Genomic DNA, 23,599 nt, shown 5'->3' with positions numbered 1-23,599 from the left:
CGGGGCCTCCTTGGTCCGGTGTCGGGGCACGGGCGCATCATTGGCGTCACGGGTCACGGGTCACGGGTCACGGGTCGCGGGTTGCGGGGCGTGGATGCTCGCGCGGCACGGCGACGTCGGCGGCGACGGTCGGGTCAGGCCGGAACAGCCAGCCGACGAGCGCTGCGGCCAGGAGCACCGCCACGGCCTGGCCCGCCAGGAAGCCGGGCACATCGGCGGGTGCGATGCCGGTGTAGGTGTCGGTCAGCACCCGGGCGACGGTCACCGCGGGGTTGGCGAACGCCGCGGAGGAGGTGAAGAAGATCGCTCCGGCGATCCACGTGCCCACCGCGGCGGGCACTGCCCGCGTGTTTCCCGAGCGCACCACGCCGAAGATCACCACCAGCAGACCGAACGTGGCGACCGCCTCGCTGGCTGCCAGCGCCATCCCGCCTCGGCCGGTGGTGGCGATCGCCACCGCGGGCAGGCCGAACAGCAGGTTGGCCCCGACGACCCCGACCGCGGCACCCGCCACCTGGGCGGCGACGTAGCCGGCGGCCATCCCCGGGCCGATGCCGCCGAAGAAGGCGTCGAGCAGCGTGACCGCGGGGTTGAAGTGGCCCCCCGACACCCAACCGAACGTGAGGATCAGCGCCGCCAGTGCCGCACCCACCACGACCGCGTGCTGGAACAGCTGGGCCGACGCCGCCCCGTCGACCCCGGTGATGATCCCCGACCCGACGACGGCCAGCAGCAGCCCGGCGGTGCCCAGCGCCTCGGCGACCAGCCGTCGGGCGATCACGCCGCCGCCTCCGCCAGCCGCGACACCCGCTCGGCGAGGTCGGCGAACGCCGCCTCGAACGCGTCGCGCCCCTGGCCGCCCGTGGACGGGTCGGGCACGGACCAGTGCAGGCGCACACCGTCGAACGGCACGCCGCCCTCGCGCGCCCGGTCGCACACTGACACCACCACATCAGGATCCACGGTCACCTGGCGGTAGCCGTGCGGCGTGGCACCGGCAAGGTCGATCCCGTAGCCGGCCGCGGTCTCCACCGCCAGCGGATGCACCGCCGGGGCGGGGTGGCTGCCCGCGCTGGCCGCCGGCCGGCCGGTGCGCTCGTGCCACAGGGCAGCGGCGAAGGGTGATCGCGCCGAGTTGTGCGTGCACACGAACAGGGGCACGCGCACGCGCGGCAGCGGCGGTGCGACGTGCAGGGCCTCCCAGGCGCCGGGGCGAAGGCGCACGTAGCGGCGGCGGCGATCGCCCTGCGAGACCTGCCGCTCCACCAGGCCGGCCCCCTCGAGGCTGCCGAGGTGGAACTCCAGCAGGTTCCACTCCAGCCCGGTCAGCGCCCGCAGCTCCCCGGGGCTGCGATCCGATGCCGCGAGCGCGTCGAGGATCGTCACGCGAGCCGGCTCGCTCAACGCCCGGTGCAGCGCCGCCCGCCGGGTCACGCCGGGATATGCCTCAGCTTCCATTGAGGTAACCCTAGACCGCGGTCGGCCGCTGCCACAAGGACCGCAGGGCGCGACCGACCGGATCCGTGGCGGCTGCCCCGCGCGCGGGTTGCCCGGAGCGGTGGTCAGCTCTCGGGGTCCAGTCGGTGGCCGGTGACCATGTAGGCGACGTGGCACGCGATCTCCACGCCGCGGTCGGCGACCCGCTCGTAGTACCGGGCGAGCAGCGCGAGGCTGACGGCCTCCTCCACGGAGGAGGGGCCGGAGTACAGCTCGGTCAGGATGCTCTTCTGCAGCAGATCGGCTTGGTCGTCACGCTGCTCCAGGTCGGTGGCCGCCAGCGCGTCGTGCTGGCCCCACGCGTCGGCGGCCCCGGCGAACACCTCCGCGGCGACCGTGCCGAGCTGCTCGATGATCTCGCGGAGCGCGGGGGTCAGCGCGGGGGGGTGCACCCATCGCAGCGCGCCGATGACATGGCCGACCAGCGCCCAGGACCGCTGCACATCCGCGACGGATCGCAGGATGGCCACGAGGTGGCGCAGGTCCGCGCCCACCGGGGATTGGCGGGCGATCAGCACGTAGCACGCCTCTTCCAGGCGTCGGCATCGGCGGTCGACGTCGCCCCCCTCCTGCAGGCACCGCCGCCCGGCGTGCTCGTCGGCGGCGAGAAACGCACGGGTCACCGGGGAGACCGCGCCTGCCACCAGCCGCGTCACGTCGACGAGCATGCGGTCGCATTCGCTGAGCTGGGCGTGGAACTCGACGCGGGCGCCGGCCGACCCGCGCTGCTGGGCCTCCAGCCGGTCGAGGAGGTCGGGCTCGCTGCGCTTGGGGTCCATGCGCCCATTGTGGGCGACGCGCGACGCCGACGCGCGCATTCGTAACGCCGTGCCTACACTGCGCCGATGCCCAAGATCCTCGTCGTGGAAGACGAGCCCTCCATCGTCGAGGCGTTGGACTACCGGCTGACAGCCGAGGGCTTCACGGTGGTGGCCACCGGCGACGGGTCGGAGGCGCTCGGCCTCGTGGAGCGCGAAGGACCCGACCTGATCGTGCTGGACCTCATGCTGCCCGGGCTGTCCGGCACCGAGGTGTGCAAACGGGTCCGCGCCACCAGCAGCGTGCCCATCATCATGCTCACGGCCAAGGACGAGGAGATCGACCGGATCATCGGCCTGGAGCTCGGCGCGGACGACTACGTCACCAAGCCGTTCTCGCCCCGCGAGCTGGTCGCGCGCATCCGTGCGGTGCTGCGCCGTGGCACGGATACCGCCACGGGGGGCGGGGACCTGCCCGTGGAAGCCGCCGGCGTGCGGGTCGACACCGACCGCTACGAGGTGACGGTGCGGGGCACGTCGGTGCCGCTGCGACCCAAGGAGTTCGCCCTGCTCGAGCTGCTCGTGCGCAACGCCGGGCGGGTCCTGACCCGCGAGGTGCTCATCAACCGGATCTGGGGGACCGACTACGTCGGTGACACCAAGACCCTCGACGTCCACGTCAAGCGCCTGCGCCAGCGCATCGAGGCTGATCCCTCCGCCCCCGAGCTGATCCGCACCGTGCGCGGCGTGGGCTACCGGTTCGCCGCGCACTGATGACTCGTGCATCGCCGGAGCCTGCGGAGGCGATGCGCTGCTGTGCCGGGTCTGGCGGTCGTGCAGCGACCGCCGGAGATGTGACCGCCGATGCCGCGCGGCCTGCGCGGCGGGGTCACAATGGCGCGGTGAGCCACGAGCAGCTGGGACGCGCCGAGCGGCTGCTCCGCGGTCTGCCGCTTGCGGTGCTCGCCTTCGATGGTGGCGGGCTGGTCGCGGCCAACCCGGCGGCGGAGGAGCTGCTGGGCGTGACCGCCCCCGCCGCCGGACGCCCCCGTGCGGTCCTCGGCGAGGGCGCGTTGGCCGACGCGGTCGAGCAGGTGGCCCGCACCGGCGAGCCCGTCGAGGTGGAGACCAGCGCGGGCGGGCGCGACCTCGCCGCGCGCGCGTCGCGGGCCGACCCCGACGAGGTCGAGCTCGTCGTCCACGACGTGACCGAGGCCCGCCGCCTGGAGCGCATCCGCCGCGACTTCGTCGTCAACGCCTCCCACGAGCTCAAGACCCCCGCCGCGGCCGTGCGGGCACTGGCCGAGTCCATCGCCCTGGCCGTGGACCGCGACCCCGACCGGGCACGCCAGATGATCGCGCGCCTGCACGGCGAGGCCGAGCGTCTCGCGGGGCTCGTGCGCGACCTGCTCGACCTCGCTCGCATCGAGGAGGCCTCCGCCCAGGCGGTCCGCAGCCCCGTGGACATCGCCGAGGTCGTCCACGCCCAGGTGGACCGCTACCGCGCCGCGGCCGCAGAGCGCGGCGTCGAGCTGTCCTGCGACTGCGGCCACGCCGTCGTCGTCGCCGTCCCCGACGACATCCGCATGATCGTGGACAACCTCGTCGAGAACGCCGTGCGCTACAACCGCGAGCACGGCCGCGTCCACATCGGGGTCACCCCGGCCGACGGCGACGTGGTGGTGACCGTGACCGACACGGGCATCGGCATCGACCCCGCCGAGCACGAGCGCATCTTCGAACGCTTCTACCGCGTCGACAAGGCCCGCAGCCGCGCCGCCGGCGGGACCGGGCTCGGCCTGTCGCTGGTCCGCAACGCCGTCCACCGCCACCGCGGGCACGTCTCCGTGCGGAGCAGCCCCGGCGACGGGTCGACCTTTCGCGTCACCCTCCCGCTGGATGCCTGACCACGCGCACCAGAGCACGGGCGGGGCTCGGCGAACCCGCGGCGGGGCTGGAGGCGCCGCTTCCCGATCAGCTGGCGAGCACCAGTCGGTAGGCGCCCTCATCGACCTCGCGCAGGAGGGGCGCGAGGGTCGCAAGGCCGGTGGCGAGGGCGCTTGCCGGCACGCCTCGCGCGACGAGCAGCGCGGTCAGCCACGCCGTGAATCCGGTGAAGACCTCGGCGTCGTCGACGAGGCGCGCGGCCGCGACGAAGCGCACGATGTACACCAGATCCTCGCGGGTTCGCGCGCGCTGGCGGGCGTCGTAGTCCGCCATGGGGGGGAACCGTTGCTCGAGCGCGTCGAACGCTCGGCCGCCCAGCGTCGTCGATTCGGCGTCGAGCTCGACCGCTCGTCGGTCGAGTTGCACGGGGGTGGGGTCGACGACGGGCGCGCGGGCGCGCCAGGATCGCAGCAGGTCGGTTGCACCGTCGACGTCGGGTGCCCACGCGTCGGCGCCGAGTCGTGCGGCACGCTGCGCGGTGAGCGCGCGTCCTCCCGCGAGGACGGGAACGCCGTGCCGGTGGGCGGCGTCCACGAGCCGCGCCGTGCCGAGGTAGTACAAGGCGAGGTTGCACGTCACGGCCAGCGCGTCCGGACGGCGCAGAGCCACGAACGTCGCGACGTCGTCGGCGGGTGTGGAGGCGCCGAGGAACACCACGCCCTGGCCACGTGCCCGCAGTGATTCGGCGAACATCTGGGCGGGCAGCGAGTGCCAGTCCCCTTCTGCGCAGGCCACCACCACCAGGCCGTGCGGCGCGATCACGCCCACCGTGGTGGACAGGGCTTCGAGGGCGGCCTGCGACACGCCGGTGATGACGTGCTCCTCGGCGGTGGACAGCTGGCCGGCCTGCCAGCGCCTACCGACATCGCGCTGGGCTGCTCCGAGCAGGTCGCGGATGACGACACCGGCGGGGATGCCGTCGTCGAGCAGGTCGATCACGAGTCGGACCGCTGCTTGCTGCTCGCCCGACAGCGCGAGCTCGAGGAACGTCGTGACGGCGCGGGGCGGGACCGCAGCGGTCATCGCGCGATCACCTCCGAGCGGCGGCGACGCCGCGACCTCGTGAACGACGGGGCGGGGTCACTGTGGGCCCGTCGCGGGGGCGCGCGACCACACCCAGCGGTCACGACCCGACCGTTTCGCCTCGTACATCGCCGCGTCGGCGGCGGGCAGCGCCTGTGACGGGTCGCTGCCGACCCCGGCGATCCCGGCCGAGAACGTGACCGGGTGCGGGCGGTCGGCTTCCCAGGCGGTCCGCAACCGGCTGAGGAACGCCTCTGCGCCGGCGCTGCCGTCGCTCCCGGTCAGGATGACGACGAACTCCTCGCCGCCGTAGCGGCCGGCGAGGTCACGGGCGCGGACGCAGGCGCGGATCGCCCGTCCGAAGCCGCGCAGGACCCGGTCGCCCTGCTCGTGCCCGAAGGAGTCGTTCAACTGCTTGAAGCGATCGAGGTCCAGCATGATGACCAGGTCGTCGCCGCGGAGGCGACCGAGCGCACGGCCCATCACCCGGCGGGTGGCGAGGCCGGTGAGCGGGTCGATCTCGGCCTCCTCGACCAGACGCCGGGTGCGGGCCGCGAGCTCCACGGCCCGGTGGGCGTCGCGGACGAATCCTGGCAGGTGCCGCACCAGCTGCATGTGGGCGACGCTCGCGGCCGGAGCCGAGGGGAGCAGCGTCCCGCCTTCACCGAACGAGACGTCGACCGGCAACGCGTCGTCTGCGGGTGCGTCCGGTGTGACCACGACACCACCGAGCGCCGCGACGAGCCGGACGGCGGCAGCCTGCGCGTCCGCCGGCGAGGAGATCCACAGCAGCTCGTGGGTCGCCGTCAGCACCGCCTCGACGGCTGCCATGTCCGCATGCGGCGAGCAGCGCTGGTCTGCGGGACCATGGACGCGTGGCTGCATCGAAGCCTTCCTGGCTCTCGGGGGTCTGGGGCGGTGACCCGGTCGGCGCAGCACCATCACCCCGGACAACCCCGGACAACCGAGGATACCCCCGTTGTCGACGAAATCGGGCGAATACTTGAGGACCACAATGAGGGGGACACTGCGTCTCTGCTGGTCAGCGCGGAGGCGGTGGGATTCGAACCCACGAGACGGCAGAACCGTCTACCGGTTTTCAAGACCGGCGCCTTCAGCCAGGCTCGGCCACGCCTCCCGTGGCCCCGAGTGTAGCCACCCGCGGCCCGAGCCTGATCGGGCGCCGGCGGTCGCCAGAGGTCAAACACCGGCTCGTCCACAGGCGCAGGAAATGCGCCCCGGCGTGCGCCCCGTCGGCGAGACTCGTGGCCATGGGAAAGCAGAACAAGCAGCGACGCGCCGCGAAGAAGCGCCGGCAGCGAAGCCGGCGGCCGCCACCCCGTCCGGGAGCGCAGGGCCCCGGCGTCGGGCACACTGCAGCGCCACCTCCCGGTGCCGGGCACGGCGACACCGCCTCGCCGCCCTTCGGGCCGGATGACCCGCTTTTCGCCCGCAACCACGACCACGCCCGCACCCCGCCGCCGCCGCCCCCACCACCGCTGGAGGACCTCGTCTGGGGGGCGGCGTACTCCTGGAACACCGACGCCCACTTCCACGAGTCACTGCTCGCCGAGCTGCTCCGCCACGGCCCGGCCGCGTCGGCGGCGGTCCTCGCACAGGTACGCACCGCCATCGGGCAGCTGTGGGGGCGGGGATGGACCCCCGCCGACGTCGTGCACGCCGTCGCGCGCCACCAGTCCGCCGGGCACGCCGACACGATCGCCCGCCACGTCGTCGCGGACGGGGCGGAGCGCACCCGACGGGGTCAGGAGCTGCACGCGCGGTGGGTCGACCAGCTCGCCGTCCTCGCCGAGGGCCGCCCGCCCGGGAACGGCGGCGACCTGCGCATCGGGGTCGCGCTGCTCGGGTTCCTCTCCGGGCTGCCGGAGCTGCCGCGCGTGATCCCGCCGCCGGGCGCACCCGCCAGCGGCGCGGATCAGGCGCTGCGCCAGGCCCGGGGCCTCGACGCGCGGATGCTCGCGCGGGTGCGGGCGCTGCTGGCCAAGGCGGAGTCGACCGAGTTCGACGAGGAGGCCGAGGCCCTGACCGCCAAGGCCCAGGAGCTCATCGCCCGCCACGCGATCGACGAGGCGCTGCTGCACGCCGGCGACGACGTCGGCGAGCCGTCGACGCGCCGCATCCCCGTGGACGACCCCTACGCCGACGCGAAGTCCCAGCTGCTCACCGAGGTCGCCGGCGCGAACCGATGCCGCACCGTGTACACCCCGACGTTCGCGTGGGTGACCGCGTTCGGGTACGAGGGCGACCTCGACGCGGTCGAGCTGCTCGCTGCCTCGCTGCTGGCCCAGGCCACGAGCGCGATGGCCCGGCAGGGGTCCGTGCGCGACGCGGCCGGACGGTCCCGCACCCGCTCGTTCCGCCGGGCGTTCCTGCTCGGTTTCGCCCACCGCATCGGCGAGCGGCTGGCCGCGGCCACCGACGGCCAGGTCGCCGACACGCCCGACCAGGGCCGGCTCCTGCCGGTGCTCGCCGCCCGCGACGACCGCCTGCACGCCGCCGAGACGGCCGCCTTCCCCCACCTCGTGCGGCAGACGCGGACGGTGAGCAACGGGGGCGGCTGGGTCGCGGGCCGGGCCGCCGCGGACCGCGCCGACCTCGGGATGTCCGCGGGCGCCCTGCGCGACGCGGCGGCGCGCTGAGTTCCCGACTGCCGCGGAAAAGCCGGGAGCGGGTGGCCCGTGGGCGAGGGGGCATGGCGGGGCCGCGCCCAGTTTCCCGCGCCGGCGCGGGAAACATGCCAGCGGCGTTGACGGTGCCCGACCGCACCGCCCCGCTCCTCGGCGATGGCGTCGCTCGGACGGGCGGTCAGGCGCGCGCCAGCGCCACGACCTCGCGGTAGCCGCCGTGCGGGCAGGCGGCTACGACCTGCGTGAGGGCACCTCGCACCGGGTCGGAGGGGATGCAGGAGTACCTGTGCGACGCGCTGGGGCTGATCTTGCTCCACGAGTCCGAGGAGCTGACCAGCATCGAGTTCGTGTCCGTGTTCCGCAAGGACGAGTACGAGCACCGCGTCGAAATGGATCGGCGCTACCGCGAGCGCAAGGAGACGGGGTTGTGAATGCATGCGAAAACTCTCACTCTCGATGTCATACGCGGTGCTACTGGTGCTCCACGGCACACCGGCCGGCTGAGCGGCCCGGCCCTTGAAGTCGATGACCGCAACTGTCGAGCTCAGCGAGGGCAGCCAAGCGCAGCGTCGAGAGCGGCGCACAGCTGTCGTCGCGATCCGGCGGCAAGGTGGCGATGCGTCGACGGAACGGGCTCTTGCGCAAGGTATGGAGGACGCCGAAGGAGGCGACGCAGGGCCTGGTCCACGCCGTCTTCGGGGCCCACGGGTAGCTCGCTGGTGAGACCGCGCACCGGCCGGTCGCCTCGGGTGTGATCGCCCACCAGAGTTCGCCGCTCACCACGGCGGCGTCGCCGACCAGACCTCGGGATCGTCGGCCGACGCCAACTCGTCGTCGGTCAGTGGCTGCTCCGCATAGCGCTGGGTGTCTCGCTCACACGCGCTGCGGTACAGATGACCCCTCGACCGCCGCCCGTACTGCACGGGGTTCAGGGCTGCTCGTCGAGTCGCTCGAGCAGCTGGCGCAGGACGGGCAGGGCCCGGTGGTCCTTGTCCCGGCTGGCGGCCTCCTTGGAGCGGATGATGTCGGCGAGGCTGGCGACCGGCACCTCGAGCCCGCCGATGTCGATCACCGCGGCAGCGCGCTTGAGGTCGTCATACCCGCCGGTGCCCGACGGGCTGAAAGCGATGTCGAGTGAGCCGTACCGAGTGACGAGGTTCCACACCTCGACCCGCCCGAGGAACTCAGGATCGTGGGGGAACGCAATCCCGCCCGGGTCGTCAGGCAGGGCGATCCTGGCGTGCAGCGCGCCCAGGGCACTCGCCAAACGCTTCAGGTTGTCCACCCCCCGGGCCGGGCAGATATCGGCGTCGTCTGTCCGTAACGGCGACCCCCAGAGCACGGCTGCAAGACCGCCGATCAGCACGTACTCGACGTCGTAGCGGTTCAGCGCCTGCAGCAGCTGCTGCGCCGCGAGGATCGGCTGCTCAGCCATCGCTCTCGGCCAGAGGTCGCACGACCCGCGCCGTCTGGGCCAGCCGCTCGAAGTCCAGCATCGCGCGATTGGCGTCCAGCCGGCCGGCCGCGGTGCGGGCGAGCCGCCCGGCGATGGCGAGCTGGTCTGCGTCATCCCCCGCGCACAGCACGACGCGGAGGTCCAGGCCGCAGGCCCGGACCGCCTCCACCACGCTGGTGAACTTCGGCTCGTTCGTCCCTGACTCCCAGCGCGCGATCACGGGTTGGGCAGTGCCGAGCCGTTCGGCCAGCTCGGCCTGCGTCACCCCCGCGCGCAGCCGCGCCTCCTTCACCAGCAGCCCACCGCGCATAACGGCCAGTATATCACTTCCGTCATATCAGCACCGCATGCCGCCTTCGGCGGCACCTCGGAGTATGAGCATCCGGCCGGAGCCGGGCGGCTGCGGTCTGTTGCCCGCGGACGCACGGGTTACCGACGGGTAGACCCGGGCTCAGGGACATATCTGTCGCTCCGGCCGGGTCTACCGCTGGGCAACTTCCCGGATGACATCACACCAGACGATTTGCGCCTCACCGTTCACACCAGCAACGCTTCACGAGTCAGTCAGTCCGTGACAAGGGCGACGACGGTGCCCGCCCCCCGCAACCTGGGTCGCGGGGGGACCTCGGACACCGGCACGGGCATGGTGGGGGGCTCCCGGCCGGGGCTACACTGGGGGCCGCCTGGGAGGCGTCGCATAGTCCGGTCTAGTGCGCGTCACTGCTAATGACGTTGGGGTTAACCCCCCTCGAGGGTTCGAATCCCTCCGCCTCCGCCATCACCCCGGGTCGGGCGCCACCGCGGGCGCCCCCGGCGAGGCCGCCGGCGTCGCGGGACGGCTGAGGATCGCGCCGCCCACGCCCGCGAGCGTGAGCGCCCCGCCGAGTAGGTGCACCCCGGTGATCGGCTCGGCGAGCAGCCACCACGCCAGCAGCCCCGACAGCACCGGCTGGGCCAGGCGCATGACCGGCGGGACGTTGGCCGGAACCCAGCGCAGCGGCCAGGTCATCACGAAGTGGCCGAGGATGCCGGGCCCGAGCCCGGTGGCGGCGGCCAGGCCGAGGTCGCGTCCGCTGATCGTCGCGACCGGCTCGCCGGTCAGGACCACGAACGCGCTGACCGACAGGGCGGCGACGGTCATCACCCCGAACAGGAACGGCAGCACGTCGATGTGCTCGCGCCCGAGCTTGGAGAGCAGGAAGAACGCCCCGAACGTGATGACGTTGCCCAGCGCCATCGCCATGCCCACCGGGTTGCCCTCCGGCCCCGCCGACGCCCCGAGCACCACCGCCGCGGCCCCGGCCATCGCCAGGACCGTCCAGGCGCGGAAGCGCCAGCCCGGGCGCTCGCCGAAGAGCGGGACCGCCGCGACCGCGACGACGATCGGCGCGAGCGTGTTCATGAGCGACACGTCGACCACGCTGGTCGCCTTGATCGCGGTGAACATCAGCAGCTGGTGCACCCCGAACGCCAGGCCCGCCCACCCGGCCCAGCGCCACGCCCGCCGGTCCGGCCACCGCCCCCCGGCCCGCACGTGCAGGGCCGTCAGCAGCCCGAGCGCCGGCACCCCGATCCACAGGCGCCAGAAGCTGAACACCGGTCCCGACGCGTCCGAGGCCGCCACGAACACTGGCCCCGTCGAGTACAGCAGCACCCCCGTGGCGATCAACGCCAGCGGGCGGCGCGCCGCGGCGCCGCTCATGCGGTCGCGGCGGCGGGTCCGGGCGGTCGGGGCGGGCACGGGCGTATCCAGGTGACGGCGTGGAGGCAGACTGACCGTCCACGCTAGCCGCGCCGACCGCTCGCGGCCCCCGCGGCGATGGGCGCACCGCGCGATGGGTACGCAGGATGCATCTGCGAGAGCCTGTCCGAAGACAAGGAGGTGCCGACATGATCGAGACCGTCAACCCGGCGACGGGTGAGGTGATCGAGCGCTACGAGGAGCACGACGAGTCGGCGCTGGCTGAGAAGCTGGCGCGGGCCTGGGCCCGGTGGCACGACGACTGGCGCTACCGGCCGCTGGACGAGCGCCTGGCCGTCCTGTCGTCCGCGGCCGAGATGCTGGAGGCGCGCCGCGACGACCTGGCGATGCTCGTCACCACCGAGATGGGCAAGCCGATCACGGCCGCGCGCGCCGAGGTGGACAAGTGCGCCCGGTTGTGCCGGCACTACGTCGAGCACGCCGAGGCCTACCTCGACGTGGAGCACCTGGAGACGGAGGCGGAGCGCAGCTACGTGCGCTTCGACGCGCTCGGCCCCGTGTTCGCGATCATGCCGTGGAACTTCCCGCTGTGGCAGGTCATGCGCTTCGCGGTGCCCGCCGTGGCCGCGGGCAACGTCGGGCTGCTGAAGCACGCGTCCGGCACGACCGGCTGCGCCCTGGCCATCGAGCGCCTGTTCGCCGACGCCGGCCTGCCCGAAGGCGGGTTCACCACCCTGCTGATCGACCACGCCGCCGCCACCGAGGTGATCGCCGACCCGCGCGTGCGCGGGGTGACCCTCACCGGCAGCGACCGCGCGGGCCGCACGGTGGGGCGCACCGCCGGCGAGCACCTCAAGAAGACCGTGCTGGAGCTCGGCGGCTCGGACCCGTGCATCGTGCTGGACGACGCCGACCTCGAACAGGCGGTGCGCGGGGCGGTCGCCAGCCGCTACCTGAACGCCGGGCAGAGCTGCATCAACGCCAAGCGCATCATCGTGGCCCGCACCGTGTACGAGGAGTTCATCGAGCGGTTCCGCGCCGAGGTCGAGGCGCTGGCGGTCGGTGACCCGACCGACGAGTCCACCGACATGGGCCCGCTGGCCCGCACCGACCTGCGCGACACCGTCCACGACCAGGTGCGCCGCACCCTCGACCATCCCCACGGGGGCACGCTGGTGACCGGCGGCGAACCGGTGGACGGCCCCGGGGCCTACTACCGGCCGACGGTGATCCGCGACGTCGACCCGCAGGCCCCGGCCGCCGCCGAGGAGGTGTTCGGACCGGTCGCCGCCCTGCTGGACGCCGAGCACGACGACGCCGCCGTCGCCATCGCCAACAGCTCGCGGTTCGGCCTCGGCGCGGCGGTCTGGACCGGCGACCCCGACCGCGGCGAGCGCCTCGCCGCGCGCATCGAGTCGGGAATGGTCTTCATCAACGAGGTCGTGAAGTCCGACCCCCGCCTGCCCTTCGGCGGCGTGAAGGACTCCGGCCACGGCCGCGAGCTGGCCGCCCAGGGGCTGCGGGAGTTCACCAACGCCAAGACCGTGTGGGTCGGGCGCCCCTGACGAGCGCCGGGGGCAACGGCTGGCCGGCCGTTGCCTTCAGCCACAACCGATGGTGTGTGCCATGGCCCTACAGACCTCGGCCCACCGCCGTGGCGCCAGGCTGCCGGCCTGCTGCAGCAGGCACCCGACGGGGACCAGCTGCACGCTGTCAAGGTTGGCCACCGAGCCGTCGACGTCCGCCCACCACACCTGGCCGTGGCCGAGCCCCCTCACGGCTGACGCGCACGTCGCTCGGCTGCGAGACGACGCACCTCGTCGGGGACCTCGCCCTCGTAGGGCAGATCCGGACCTGCAGGTGCGTGCCACGCCAGCTCGGGGTCCCGCTCGTAGGGCACCGCCTCGAGGGCGTCGCGCTCGTGCGTGGCGCTGGGCTCAGTCAGTACAGGAACATGGGCTTGCCGTCCACGTGGCGCACCTTGGGCCGGTACTGCTCGCGGTCGTAGAGCGCGTCGACGTCGACGCGCTTGGCGCCCTCGCCGGTGACCGAGATCGCCACGTTGGTGTAGGTGCCGTTGCGCAACGCGACCATGCGGCCCCGGGCGCCCTCGACCGCGAGGTCGGCGGCCATGACCGCGTAGTTCGTGGCCACCATCAGGTCCAGGGAGTCCGGAGCCCCCGAGCGCATGAGGTAGCCGAGCTGCTGGGTGATGATGCCCTCGCCGGTGATCTCGGCGAGCACCTGGCCGGTGACCGCCCCGATGCCGCCGAGCTTGCGGTGGCCGTAGGCGTCCTCGCGACCGGTGACCATGACCTCCCCGCCGCGCATCTGGGCGCCCTCGGAGATGGTCACCATCGCGTACCGCGACGGGTTGGCGGAACGGTCGTCGGTGAGCATCCGGGCGAGCCGCTCGACCTCGAAGGGCACCTCGCTGATGATCGCGCGGTCGACGCCGGCGAGGTAGGCGGCGATCAGGGACGTCTCCCCCGAGTAGCGGCCGAACATCTCGATGACGGCCAGCCGTTCGTGCGAGCCCGCCGAGGTCCGCAGGGAGTGGATGAAGCCGACGCTGCGGGTGATCGCCGTGGAGAACCCGATGCAGTAGTCGGTGCCGTGCACGTCGTTGTCCATGGTCTTCGGGATGGCGATCACCGGCACGCCCTCGTTGTGCAGGCGCAGCCCGTAGGACAACGTGTCGTCCCCGCCGATGGGGATCAGCGCATCGATGCCCAGGCGCGCGATGACCGACAGGACGTGGCCGGTGGCGTCCCACGGCCCGTCGCCCTCCAAGCCCAGGAACTCCGGCGCCTCGTGGGGGCGCACCCGGCCCGGGTTGGTCCTCGAGGAGTGCAGGAAGGTGCCGCCGCTGCGGTCCACGGTGCGCACCCGGTCGCGGTCGAGGGGCAGCGTGGTCATCGCCACCGACGTCGAGTCGTCGGGGTTGCACTCCAGCAGGCCGGCCCAGCCACGGCGGATGCCGATCACGTCGTGGCCGTCGTCGATCACGCGGGTGACCACGGCCTTGATGCAGGGGTTGAGGCCGGGGACGTCGCCCCCGCCGGTGAGGATGCCGATGCGCATGACCGGGAGGTTACTCGCACGAACGACAGAATTGACGCAGCCGTCAACACGGGCGAGTCTCCCTGACGGGTGTGCGATGCGCAACGCCACCCCGCGGCGGCCGCCTCGGCGACCGCGGTGCAGTGCTGGGACGGCGGCGGTGAGGAGGAAGCGGTGATCCAGGAGGGATTGGCGGGCAGGCGGGTGCTCCTGACCGGGGTCACCGGCTTCATCGGCCAGGCCGTCCTGGAGCGCATCCTCGCGCATCTGCCCGAGACCCGGGTGGTCGTGCTGGTGCGCCCGCGTGGGCGCCGCGACGCCCGCCAGCGCATGGAGCGCCTCCTCGGCGGACCGGTCTTCGCCGGCTGGCGCGAGCGGGCCGGTGACGGCGCCGTGGCCCGCGCCCTCGACGAGCAGGTGCAGGTCGTGGACGGCGGGATCGGTCCGGACACCCCCACGCTGCCCGGCGACCTCGCCGCCGTCATCCACTGCGCGGCCACGGTCAGCTTCGACCCGCCCATCGACGAGGCCTTCACCACCAACATCGCGGGCGCGCTCGGCCTCTACGAGCGCGTCACGCAGTGCAGCCCCGGCACGCACCTCGTGCACGTGTCGACCGCCTACGTCGCGGGCATGCGCAAGGGCATCGTGGCCGAGACCACCCTGGACCACGACGCGGACTGGCGCGCCGAGCTCGACGCGGCGCTGGCCGCTCGCACCGACGTGGAGCGCGCGTCGCGCCGCCCCGAGGTGCTCGACCGGTGCATGGCGTCGGCCCGGCGCGACCACGCCAGAGCCGGCCCCCAGGCGGTCGCCACCGACGCGGAGCGCCGCCGCCGCGACCACGTCACGGACCGTCTGGTCGACTACGGGCGCGCCCGCTCGGCGACCCTCGGCTGGCCCGACGTCTACACCCTCACCAAGGCGCTCGGCGAGCGCGCGGTCGAGGAGCACGCCGCCGCCGGCGGCCACCCGCTGTCGATCGTGCGGCCCTCGATCGTGGAGAGCGCCCTGCGCCAGCCCTACCCCGGGTGGATCGAGGGCTTCAAGATGGCCGAGCCGATCATCCTGGCCTACGGCCGCGGGGTGCTGCCGGAGTTCCCCGCGGTGCCCGACGGCGTCATCGACATCATCCCGGTGGACCTGGTGGCCAACGCCCTGCTGGCCGCCGCCGCCACCCCGCCCGAGCCCGAGCGCCCGCACTACTACAACGTGTCCTCGGGGGCCCGCAACCCGCTGGCGTTCCGGGAGCTCTTCGAGCACGTCCAGGCCTACTTCACGCGCGAGCCGCTGCCCGACAGCGACCGGGGCCCCGTCGTCCTGCCGAGCTGGCAGTTCCCGGGCCGGGTGCGGGTGGAGCGGATGCTGCGCACCGGCGAGCAGCTGGTCGAGGCCGCCGACAAGGTCCTGGAGCGGGTGCCCCGCTCGGCGCGTAGCCGCGAGTGGCTCACCAAGCTGCATCGCGAACGCCGTCGGGTGGAGTTCATGCGCCGCTACGCCGACCTCTACGGCTCCTACACCGAGGCGGAGGTGCTCTACACCGACGGCGCGACCTGCGCGCTGCACCGGTCGCTGCCGCCCGCCGAGCGGGAGATCTTCGGCTTCGACGTGGCCGACATCGACTGGCGCTACTACCTGGAGGACGTGCACTTCCCCGCGGTCAGCGCGTCGCTTCGCCAGGTCCGGCCCAGGTCGCGGCCCGCCCGCAGTCCGGTGCCCGCCGACGGGGGCGAGGGCGTGGTCGCCATCTTCGACCTCGAGGGCACGATCCTGTCGAGCAACGTCATCGAGTCCTACCTGTGGCTGCGCCTGTCCGAGCTGCCCCGGTCGGCGTGGCCGGGCGAGCTCGCCGGCGTCGCCCGTGCGCTGCCCCGGCTGCTGTCCGCCGACCGCCGCGACCGCGGGGAGTTCCTGCGCGCGTTCTACCGCCAGTACGAGGGCGCGACCCCCGAGGGCCTCGCGCGCCTGGTCACCGACCACGTCGCCGAGCTGATGCTGCAGCGCGCCGCGCCCGCCGCCATCCGCCGCATCCGCCGCCACCGCGCCGCCGGGCACCGCACCGTGCTGGTGACCGGTGCGCTGGAGCCGTTGGTGGAGCCGCTGCGCCCGCTGTTCGACGAGGTCGTGGCCACCCGCCTGGCGCTCGCCGACGGGGTCTTCACCGGCTACCTGTCGCTGCCGCCGCTGGTCGGGGAGGCGCGGGCGGCGTGGGTGCGCCAGCAGGCCGCCGCGCGCGGCGACGACCTGACCGTCAGCTGGGCGTACGGCGACAGCCACTCGGACCTGCCGCTGCTGGAGGCGGTCGGCAACCCGGTGACGGTCAACCCCGACCACGGCCTGTACCGGGTGGCGCGCCGCCGCCGCTGGCCCGTCGAGCAGTGGTCGCACTCGGGCGGCACCACCCGGCTGGCCGTCCCGGGCCCGAAGGTGCCGGCGTGAGCCTGTCGTTGGAGCTGTACCGGTCCCGGTCGCGGTACCTGGCCGCCAAGGCGGTGGGCGGGCGCATCCCCGGCGCCCTGGCCGGCCCGATCGCGCCGCTGCGCCTGGTCAACCGTGACGAGCCGCGCACCCCGGCCGCGGGCTGGGTGCGGGTGCGCCCCCGCCTGGCGGGGATCTGCGGCTCGGATCTGGCGACGTTGTCCGGGCAGTCGTCGTTCTACTTCTCGCCGCTGGTCTCCATGCCGTTCGTGCCCGGCCACGAGGTCGTCGGTGAGCTGCTCGACGACGTCGCGCCCGCGCCCGACCCCGGCCCCGACGCGCCCGCATCCCGGCGCGACGGGCTCGCGGCGGGCACGCGGGTGGTGCTGGACCCCGTGCTGTCGTGCGGGGCCCGGGGCGTGGGCCCGTGCCGCTGGTGCGCCGAGGGGCAGCGCAGCCGCTGCGACCGCGTCACCGTCGGGCACGTCTCCCCGGGGTTGCAGACCGGCTACTGCGCCGACACCGGCGGGGGCTGGGGCCGCCGGCTCGTCGCCCACCGCGACCAGCTGCACGCGATCCCCGACACCCTGCCCGACAAGCGGGCCGTGCTGGTCGAGCCGCTGGCCTGCGCGGTGCACTCGGTGCGTCGCGCCGGCATCGAGCCCGGCCAGTCCGTGGTCGTGGTCGGCGCCGGCACCGTCGGGCTGTTCACCCTGCTGGCGCTGCGGTCGCTCACGCAGGCCGCGTCGGTGACCGTCGTGGCCAAGCACGACCGCCAGCGCGAGCTCGCCGCGGCATTCGGCGCCACCGACGTGGTCGCCCCCGACCGGGCGGTCAATGCCCTGCGCCGCTCGTCGCGGGCGTTCCTGCTGCACCCCGAGCGCGGGACGGACTTCCTGCTCGGCGGGGTCGATGTCGCCTTCGAGGCGACCGGCGCGTCGAGCGGCCTGGACCTGGCGCTGCGGACCGTGCGCGCCGGCGGTCGGGTCGTGCTCGCCGGCCTGCCGGGCGCCCGAGCCGACCTCACGCCGGTCTGGTACCGCGAGCTCGAGCTCGTCGGCGCCTACGCCAGCGGCCAGTCGCCCGAGCGCGTGTCGGACTTCGACACCGCGATCGCCATGGCCACCGAGGCGCCACTGGACGGCGTGGTCAGCGCCACGTATCCGCTGCAGCGCTGGAGGGAGGCGATCGACCACGCCTTCGCCGCCGGACGCCTCGGCGCGCTCAAGGTCACGTTCGCCCCCCAGGAGGAGTAGCAGTCCATGTCGCGACCCGGGTTCGTTCTGGAGGTCGACGAGCGCACGCCGCCGCTCATCGTCCACCGTGGGGAGGGCTTCGGCCTGGAGTCCTTCCCCCTCGGCACGAAGGTGCTGTACCCACCCGACTCCCTGCCGGGCATCCGCGACGTCGGCGGGGCCATCACCGCCGCCCTCGACGCGCCGCTGGACAGCGAGCCCCTCGACGAGCTCCTGACCGCGGGGATGGCGCTCACGATCGTCTTCGACGACATCTCGATCCCCCTGCCCCAGATGGTCACCCCCGACATCCGCCAGCGGGTCATCGAGGCGGTGCTGGAGCGGGCCGCCGCCGCCGGGGTGGACGACGTCGAGCTGATCGCCGCCAACGCGCTGCACCGCCGGATGACCCCGGCCGAGCTGCAACGCATGGTCGGAGAGCGGGTGTTCCGCTCCTTCTGGCCCGACCACCTGCGCAACCACGACGCCGAGGATCCCGACGGGCTCACCCACATCGGCGAGACCGACCAGGGCGAGACGGTGGAGATCAACCGGCGCGCCGCGTCGAGCGACCTGATCGTGTACGTGAACGTGAACCTCGTGCCGATGAGCGGCGGGCACAAGTCCGTGCCGGTGGGCCTCGCGAGCTACCGCAGCCTGCGCCCCCACCACAACGTCCACACCCTGCAGCGCTCGCGGTCGTTCATGGACCCGCCGAACTCGGCGATGCACCACTCCTACGAGCGCATGGGCACGCTGCTCGCCGACAGCGGCGTGCGGGTCTTCACCATCGAGACGACCCTCAACAACGACACCTTCCCGAAGGAGTTCGCCTTCCTGAACAAGCGCGAGTGGGAGTGGTCGCTGCGCGACCAGGCCAGCTACCTGGCCGCCAAGCGCGGCAACGACCTGGCGCCTGCGGGGCTGCGCCGCAAGGTGTGGCAGCGCGTGGCCTCGCCCTACGGGGTGACCGGGGTCAACGCCGGGGCGACCGGCCCGGTGCACGAGCGCACGCTCGCCAGCATCCACCGCCAGCAGCTGGTCGAGGTCGAGGGCCAGTCCGACGTCCTGGTGTTCGGGCTGCCGTTCATCTGCCCGTACAACGTCAACTCGATCATGAACCCGATCCTCGTGATGTGCCTCGGGCTCGGCTACTACTTCAACATGTACCGCAACAAGCCGCCCGTGCGCGAGGGCGGCACGCTGATCCTGTTCCACCCGACGCCGTGGGAGTTCCATCAGGTCCACCACCCGAGCTACGTCGACTTCTTCGACGAGGTGCTGTCGGAGACCACCGACCCGGCGACCATCGAGACCAAGTTCGAGCAGCAGTACGCCACCGACCCCTGGTACATCCACCTGTACCGGCACTCCTACGCCTACCACGGGGTCCACCCCTTCTACATGTGGTACTGGGGAGCGCACGCCATGGAGCACCTCGGCGACGTCATCCTGGTCGGCGCGAACCGCCCGGCGGTGGCCCGCATGGGCTTTCGGTCCGCCTCGACGTTCGCCGACGCGCTGGAGATGGCGTCGGACACGGTGGGCCGGTCGCCGTCGATCACCTACCTGCACTCCCCGCCGCTGACCCTGGCGGACGTGCGGTGACCCTCGCCCACGAGGTCCGACAGGTCGCCCGCGGCTGGCGCTGGACGCGCCGCTCGCTGACCCCGCGCTCGGCGGAGCCGTTCACGCCCGAGCCCGAACCGCGGGAGTTCCCCACCGCGTGGGCGCGCACGGCCGCCGGGTGCGTGGCGCGCGAGGTCGTGCAGAGCTACGTGCTGCGGCCGCTGGTGCACCACGAGATCCGCCCGCGCGTGGAGGGCCTTGACCGCCTCGAGGAGATGCGGGGCCCGGTCGTGTTCGTGGCCAACCACGCCAGCCACCTCGACGCGCCGCTGGTCCTTTGCTCCCTGCCCCTGCGGTGGCGGGAGCGCACCGCGGTCGGTGCGGCCGCCGACTACTTCTTCGACGCCCGCTGGCGTGCGGCCGCCACGGCCATCGCCTTCAACGCCTTCCCCGTCGAGCGGCGGGGCGGCAAGCAGGCCGGCTCCACGGCGCGCGACCTGCTCGGCGACGGCTGGAACCTCCTGCTGTTCCCGGAGGGCTCCCGGTCGCCCGACGGGTGGATGCGCACCCTGCGGCACGGGGCCGCGCGGCTGTGCGTGGACCAGGGGGTGCCCGCTGTCCCCGTCGCGTTGCGCGGCAGCCACGCCGCCATGCCCCGCGGCCGCTCCTGGCCGGTGCCCGGCCGCCCGCGGGTCGCCGTGCGCTTCGGCGTGCCCGTGCACCCCCGCGCCGACGAGCGCCCCCGCGACCTGACCGCCCGGATCACGCAGGGGATCGCGCGGACCTGGCACGAGGAGGACGCCGACTGGTGGTCGTCGCTGCGGGGCGAGGCGGAGGGGACCACCCCGGCGGCGACCGGCCCGCAGGCCGCGGACTGGCGACGCAAGTGGGAGACGCTGCGGCCGCTGGCGTCCCGCGACCCCGCCCGGGTGTGGCGGCCCTGAACGCCGAGCCCCCGCGCCGGCCTCGCCGTGGGTCCGCGTCCCGGGTGCGCCGTGGGTCCGCGTCCCGGGTGCGCCGTGGGTCGCCGCCCCTCACCCGCCGCCGGGCCCCGCCGCCCCCCGCGACCCGCTGGCCGCGGCCGCGGCTGCCGCCGGCGCTGCAGCGCGCGGACCTGGCGGTGTACCGGTGGGTGGCACGCCGGCGCCCGTCCGCCCTCGACGTGGCACTGCCGGCCCTCAGCCGGAGCGCGAACCACTCGGTGCTGTGGATGGGGGCCGCGGCCGTCCTGGCGGCCACCGGGGGGCGGACGGGGCGCCGCGCGGCCGCCCGCGGCATGCTCACGCTGGCCACCACCTCGGCGATCGTGAACCTGCCCGCGAAGCTCGTCGCCCGCCGGGCCCGGCCGGCGATCGACGTCGTGCCCGAGGTGCGCCGCCTCGCCCGCCTGCCGGCCTCCACGTCGTTTCCCTCCGGGCACTCGGCATCGGCGGCGGCGTTCGCCACCGGGGTGGCGATCGAGCAACCCCGGCTGGCCGCTCCCGTGGGTGCGCTGGCGGCCGCCGTCGCCGTCTCGCGGGTCTACACCGGGGTGCACTACCCCGGGGACGTGTTGGCGGGGGCCACGATCGGCATGGGCATCGCGTGGGGGTCGCGCCACGCCTGGGCGGCCCTGCCCCCGGCCGCGGAGCAGCAGGTGCCGTCCGACGCGCGCGCCGACGCGCCGGCGCTGCCCGAAGGGGACGGGCTCGTGCTCGTCACCAACCCCGCGGCCGGACCCGCCTTCGGGCCCGACCCGGTCGCCGACCTCGTCGAGCGCCTGCCCGCCGCCCGGGTCCGCGAGCTGGACGACGACGCCGACCTCGCCGCGGTGCTGTGCGAGGAGGCGGGCACGGCCCGAGTGCTCGGTGTCGCCGGCGGTGACGGCTCGGTCAACGCGGCGGCCGCGGCCGCCCATGCCGCCGGCACGCCCCTGGCCGTGGTGCCCGCCGGGACCCTCAACCACCTCGCGCGCGACCTGGGTGTCGCCACCGCCGAGGACGTGGCGGGGGCGGTGGCGGCGGGGGAGGCGCTGGCCATGGACCTCGCCGTGGTCGCCGAGGACGGTGGCGCCGAGCAGCCGTTCTGCAACGTCGTGTGCCTCGGGGTGTACCCGGCCATGGTCGACGACCGCGAGCGGCTGGAACCGCGGGTCGGTGAGTGGCCCGCCCTGGTCGGCAGCCTGCTGCGAGCCCTGCGGGGCGCCCGCCCCGTGCCCCTGGAGATCGACGGACGGGCGTGCGAGGCCTGGCTGGTCTTCGTGGGCAACTGCCGCTACGGCGGCGCGGGGATCGCGCCGGCGTGGCGTCCGCGCCTCGACGACGGACTGCTCGACGTGCGCGTGGTTGACGCCGGTCCGCGGTGGGCCCGGGCGCGTCTGGTCCTGGCGGCGGCGACCGGCACGCTCGACCGCAGCCGGGTCTTCCGGCGGTCGTTGCAGCCGACCGTGCGCATCCGCAGTCGTGGGGGCGAGCTGCGCGTCAGCCGCGACGGCGAGGTCTTCGACTGCGCGGGCGACCTCACGATCCGCACCCTGTCCGAGCCCCTGATCGTGTACGCGCCGCACCGGTAGCGGGCGCCCCAGCCCGGAAGGGGGACGGCACGTGCACACGGCCGTGGTCCTGTTCACCCGTGACCTGCGCGTGCACGACCACGCGGCGCTGGCCGCCGCCGCGCGGGAAGCCGCGCACGTGGTCCCGTTGTTCGTGCTCGACGACGGGATCGTCGGGACGGGCCGGACCGGCCCGAACCGCGCGGCCTTCCTGCTGGAGGCATTGCGTGACCTCGACGGGTCGCTCGCGGCCCGGGGCGCTGGCCTGGTCGTGCGTCGGGGGGAGGTGGTCGACCAGGTCGGCCGCGTCGTCGCGCAGACGGGTGCCGGGGCGGTGCACGCCAGCGCCGACATCAGCGCGTACGCGCAGGCACGGCAGCGGCGCCTGGCCGCGGCGCACGACCTGCGCCTGCACCCCGGGGTCACGGTCGTGGTCCCCGGGGCGCTGACTCCGGCCGGCGGTGACCACTACAAGGTTTTCACGCCGTACTGGCGGGCCTGGCAGGCGGTGCCGCCGCGCCGCATCGAGCCGCCGCCGCAGCGCCTGCGCCTGCCCCCGGACCTGCACCGGGGCGTGCTGCCGGGACTCGATGCTGTGGCGGCGGGGGCTCCCTCGCCCGAGCGCGTGCCCGGTGGCGAGGGTCCGGCACGGCAACGGCTCGAGGGCTGGCTCCGCGATGGGCTCGCCCGCTACGCCGAGCTGGCCGACGACCTTGCCGCCGACGACACGTCACGCCTGTCCCCGGCGCTGCACTTCGGGTGCCTGTCCCCTGGCGAGGTCGCCGCCCTGGCCCGGGAGGCGACCGCCGACGGGACCGACCCCGACCGCGCCGCCGGTGCGGAGGCCTTCGTGCGCCAGCTGTGCTGGCGTGACTTCCACCACCAGGTCCTGGCGGCCCGCCCGGCCAGCGCGTGGCGGGACTACCGGTCGCGGGGCGATCGCTGGGACACCGACCCGGCCGCCTTCACGGCGTGGGCCGAGGGTCGCACCGGGTACCCGATCGTCGACGCGGCGATGCGCCAGCTGCGCCGGGAGGGCTTCATGCCCAACCGTGCGCGCCTGATCGCCGCGTCGTTCCTCACCAAGGACCTCTACCTCGACTGGCGCCTGGGTGCCAGCCACTTCCTGCATTGGCTGGTCGACGGCGACGTCGCCAACAACCAGATGAACTGGCAGTGGGTCGCGGGCACGGGCAACGACACCCGGCCCCACCGCATGTTGAACCCGCTGCGCCAGGCCGAGCGCTTCGACCCCGACGGCACCTACGTCCGCCGCTACGTCCCCGAGCTCGCGGGCGTCGACGGCAAGGCGGTGCACCGGCCCTGGCTGCTCGGCCCGCGGGAGCGCGGGCAGCTGGACTACCCCGAGCCGATGGTCGACCACGAGGAGGCGGTCGCTCGGTTCCGGGCTGCCCGCGACCTGGACTGACGTCGCGGGTTGGCCGGCATAGCCCGTCGCGCTACGATGGGTTGGCGCCCGCGCCAGTAGCTCAGGGGATAGAGCGTCTGACTACGGATCAGAAGGTCGGGGGTTCAAATCCTCCCTGGCGCACCAAACCCCCTCTCACCAGGGGGTTTCTTCATGTCCGGCGTCCCGACTCGAGAGCCTGGCTCTTGCGCAGCGGGTGATTCTGGGGTGCGGTGCGGGCCACAGCCCGGATCTCGCGGATCGTCGGGTTCGCTCCCTTGGTTACCGCTCGGTAGATGGGGTCCCGGCGACATATCTGTCCCTGCCACCCCATCTACCGGCCTC

The 23,599-nt window shown here is 74.0% G+C and carries 20 protein-coding genes and 3 tRNA genes; 13 read left to right on the top strand and 10 right to left on the bottom strand.

Translation table 11 applies throughout. The annotated features are described in order from the left end of the window. Positions 1 to 67: 67 nt before the first annotated feature. The 3 genes from WD250_09755 to WD250_09745 form a co-directional block, all read right to left on the bottom strand. Positions 68 to 781, bottom strand: a complete 714-nt coding sequence (locus tag WD250_09755) for an aquaporin (protein MEX2620491.1) — start codon at positions 779 to 781, stop codon at positions 68 to 70. Continuing rightward, positions 778 to 1,458 (bottom strand): hypothetical protein, encoded by a 681-nt coding sequence (locus WD250_09750; protein ID MEX2620490.1) that lies wholly within the window; start codon positions 1,456 to 1,458, stop codon positions 778 to 780. The genes WD250_09755 and WD250_09750 overlap by 4 nt, the downstream gene beginning before the upstream one ends. A gap of 104 nt (positions 1,459 to 1,562) precedes the next feature. Continuing rightward, positions 1,563 to 2,276, bottom strand: coding sequence for a PhoU domain-containing protein (locus WD250_09745; protein MEX2620489.1), 714 nt, complete (start codon positions 2,274 to 2,276; stop codon positions 1,563 to 1,565). 66 nt (positions 2,277 to 2,342) lie between these two features. On the opposite strand from WD250_09745, the gene WD250_09740 reads away from it, so the two are divergent. Continuing rightward, entirely contained in the window at positions 2,343 to 3,029 is a 687-nt protein-coding gene (locus tag WD250_09740; GenBank protein ID MEX2620488.1) for a response regulator transcription factor, read from the top strand. A gap of 128 nt (positions 3,030 to 3,157) precedes the next feature. Further along, positions 3,158 to 4,162, top strand: a complete 1,005-nt coding sequence (locus WD250_09735; GenBank protein ID MEX2620487.1) for an ATP-binding protein — start codon at positions 3,158 to 3,160, stop codon at positions 4,160 to 4,162. Between the two features lie 67 nt (positions 4,163 to 4,229). On the opposite strand, the gene WD250_09730 is transcribed toward WD250_09735, so the two are convergent. The 3 genes from WD250_09730 to WD250_09720 all read right to left on the bottom strand — a co-directional run bounded on the left by WD250_09730 (position 4,230) and on the right by WD250_09720 (position 6,363). Then, the gene (locus WD250_09730; GenBank protein MEX2620486.1) at positions 4,230 to 5,225 is read right to left on the bottom strand and encodes a cobalamin-dependent protein; all 996 of its coding nucleotides are present in this window, start codon (positions 5,223 to 5,225) and stop codon (positions 4,230 to 4,232) included. Positions 5,226 to 5,282: 57 nt separating this feature from the next. Continuing rightward, positions 5,283 to 6,056, bottom strand: a complete 774-nt coding sequence (locus WD250_09725; protein MEX2620485.1) for a GGDEF domain-containing protein — start codon at positions 6,054 to 6,056, stop codon at positions 5,283 to 5,285. Between the two features lie 217 nt (positions 6,057 to 6,273). Beyond that, a tRNA-Ser gene (locus WD250_09720) sits at positions 6,274 to 6,363 on the bottom strand. Positions 6,364 to 6,496: 133 nt separating this feature from the next. On the opposite strand from WD250_09720, the gene WD250_09715 reads away from it, so the two are divergent. Together WD250_09715 and WD250_09710 are read left to right on the top strand one after the other, a co-directional pair. Beyond that, entirely contained in the window at positions 6,497 to 7,885 is a 1,389-nt protein-coding gene (locus tag WD250_09715) for a DUF2786 domain-containing protein (GenBank protein ID MEX2620484.1), read from the top strand. A 230-nt stretch (positions 7,886 to 8,115) separates the two neighbouring features. After that, positions 8,116 to 8,304: a hypothetical protein gene (locus tag WD250_09710; protein ID MEX2620483.1), complete on the top strand. Its 189-nt coding sequence runs from the start codon at positions 8,116 to 8,118 to the stop codon at positions 8,302 to 8,304. Positions 8,305 to 8,801: 497 nt separating this feature from the next. Here the strand turns inward: WD250_09710 and WD250_09705 are convergent, their stop codons facing one another. Then, positions 8,802 to 9,308, bottom strand: coding sequence for a hypothetical protein (locus WD250_09705; protein ID MEX2620482.1), 507 nt, complete (start codon positions 9,306 to 9,308; stop codon positions 8,802 to 8,804). After that, positions 9,301 to 9,639, bottom strand: a complete 339-nt coding sequence (locus WD250_09700) for a helix-turn-helix transcriptional regulator (protein MEX2620481.1) — start codon at positions 9,637 to 9,639, stop codon at positions 9,301 to 9,303. Before WD250_09700 ends, WD250_09705 begins: the two co-directional genes overlap by 8 nt. A gap of 376 nt (positions 9,640 to 10,015) precedes the next feature. On the opposite strand from WD250_09700, the gene WD250_09695 reads away from it, so the two are divergent. Continuing rightward, positions 10,016 to 10,107, top strand: a tRNA-Ser gene (locus WD250_09695). On the opposite strand, the gene WD250_09690 is transcribed toward WD250_09695, so the two are convergent. Next, the gene (locus WD250_09690; GenBank protein MEX2620480.1) at positions 10,108 to 11,070 is read right to left on the bottom strand and encodes a DMT family transporter; all 963 of its coding nucleotides are present in this window, start codon (positions 11,068 to 11,070) and stop codon (positions 10,108 to 10,110) included. A gap of 149 nt (positions 11,071 to 11,219) precedes the next feature. Here WD250_09690 and WD250_09685 point away from each other — a divergent pair, with 149 nt between their 5' ends. Continuing rightward, positions 11,220 to 12,596, top strand: a complete 1,377-nt coding sequence (locus tag WD250_09685) for an NAD-dependent succinate-semialdehyde dehydrogenase (protein ID MEX2620479.1) — start codon at positions 11,220 to 11,222, stop codon at positions 12,594 to 12,596. Positions 12,597 to 12,972: 376 nt separating this feature from the next. Here the strand turns inward: WD250_09685 and WD250_09680 are convergent, their stop codons facing one another. Beyond that, positions 12,973 to 14,115 (bottom strand): 6-phosphofructokinase, encoded by a 1,143-nt coding sequence (locus WD250_09680; protein MEX2620478.1) that lies wholly within the window; start codon positions 14,113 to 14,115, stop codon positions 12,973 to 12,975. 69 nt (positions 14,116 to 14,184) lie between these two features. Here WD250_09680 and WD250_09675 point away from each other — a divergent pair, with 69 nt between their 5' ends. From WD250_09675 to WD250_09645, 7 genes are all read left to right on the top strand, one after another. Beyond that, entirely contained in the window at positions 14,185 to 16,533 is a 2,349-nt protein-coding gene (locus tag WD250_09675; protein ID MEX2620477.1) for an HAD-IB family hydrolase, read from the top strand. Beyond that, the gene (locus tag WD250_09670; protein MEX2620476.1) at positions 16,530 to 17,768 is read left to right on the top strand and encodes an alcohol dehydrogenase catalytic domain-containing protein; all 1,239 of its coding nucleotides are present in this window, start codon (positions 16,530 to 16,532) and stop codon (positions 17,766 to 17,768) included. The genes WD250_09675 and WD250_09670 overlap by 4 nt, the downstream gene beginning before the upstream one ends. Positions 17,769 to 17,774: 6 nt before the next feature. Continuing rightward, on the top strand, positions 17,775 to 19,355 hold the full coding sequence (locus tag WD250_09665) for a lactate racemase domain-containing protein (protein MEX2620475.1): 1,581 nt from the start codon (positions 17,775 to 17,777) through the stop codon (positions 19,353 to 19,355). Continuing rightward, positions 19,352 to 20,260: a lysophospholipid acyltransferase family protein gene (locus tag WD250_09660; GenBank protein ID MEX2620474.1), complete on the top strand. Its 909-nt coding sequence runs from the start codon at positions 19,352 to 19,354 to the stop codon at positions 20,258 to 20,260. Before WD250_09665 ends, WD250_09660 begins: the two co-directional genes overlap by 4 nt. 44 nt (positions 20,261 to 20,304) lie before the next feature. Then, positions 20,305 to 21,867 (top strand): phosphatase PAP2 family protein, encoded by a 1,563-nt coding sequence (locus WD250_09655; GenBank protein ID MEX2620473.1) that lies wholly within the window; start codon positions 20,305 to 20,307, stop codon positions 21,865 to 21,867. A gap of 31 nt (positions 21,868 to 21,898) precedes the next feature. Then, on the top strand, positions 21,899 to 23,275 hold the full coding sequence (locus WD250_09650) for a deoxyribodipyrimidine photo-lyase (protein MEX2620472.1): 1,377 nt from the start codon (positions 21,899 to 21,901) through the stop codon (positions 23,273 to 23,275). A gap of 50 nt (positions 23,276 to 23,325) precedes the next feature. Beyond that, a tRNA-Arg gene (locus WD250_09645) sits at positions 23,326 to 23,401 on the top strand. The last annotated feature ends 198 nt before the right edge of the window (positions 23,402 to 23,599 follow it).

The sequence above is a fragment of the Egibacteraceae bacterium genome, from assembly GCA_040905805.1.
GTDB lineage: Bacteria > Actinomycetota > Nitriliruptoria > Euzebyales > Egibacteraceae > DATLGH01.
This window is presented reverse-complemented; position numbering and strand designations above follow the sequence as displayed.

Coding starts and splice junctions, on each gene's coding strand:
- WD250_09715 (MEX2620484.1), top strand. CDS start 6,497: ATGGGAAAGCAGAACAAGCAGCGACGCGCCGCGAAGAAGCGCCGGCAG.
- WD250_09745 (MEX2620489.1), bottom strand. CDS start 2,276: ATGGACCCCAAGCGCAGCGAGCCCGACCTCCTCGACCGGCTGGAGGCC.
- WD250_09750 (MEX2620490.1), bottom strand. CDS start 1,458: ATGGAAGCTGAGGCATATCCCGGCGTGACCCGGCGGGCGGCGCTGCAC.
- WD250_09730 (MEX2620486.1), bottom strand. CDS start 5,225: ATGACCGCTGCGGTCCCGCCCCGCGCCGTCACGACGTTCCTCGAGCTC.
- WD250_09700 (MEX2620481.1), bottom strand. CDS start 9,639: ATGCGCGGTGGGCTGCTGGTGAAGGAGGCGCGGCTGCGCGCGGGGGTG.
- WD250_09740 (MEX2620488.1), top strand. CDS start 2,343: ATGCCCAAGATCCTCGTCGTGGAAGACGAGCCCTCCATCGTCGAGGCG.
- WD250_09685 (MEX2620479.1), top strand. CDS start 11,220: ATGATCGAGACCGTCAACCCGGCGACGGGTGAGGTGATCGAGCGCTAC.
- WD250_09680 (MEX2620478.1), bottom strand. CDS start 14,115: ATGCGCATCGGCATCCTCACCGGCGGGGGCGACGTCCCCGGCCTCAAC.
- WD250_09725 (MEX2620485.1), bottom strand. CDS start 6,056: ATGGCAGCCGTCGAGGCGGTGCTGACGGCGACCCACGAGCTGCTGTGG.
- WD250_09665 (MEX2620475.1), top strand. CDS start 17,775: ATGTCGCGACCCGGGTTCGTTCTGGAGGTCGACGAGCGCACGCCGCCG.
- WD250_09705 (MEX2620482.1), bottom strand. CDS start 9,308: ATGGCTGAGCAGCCGATCCTCGCGGCGCAGCAGCTGCTGCAGGCGCTG.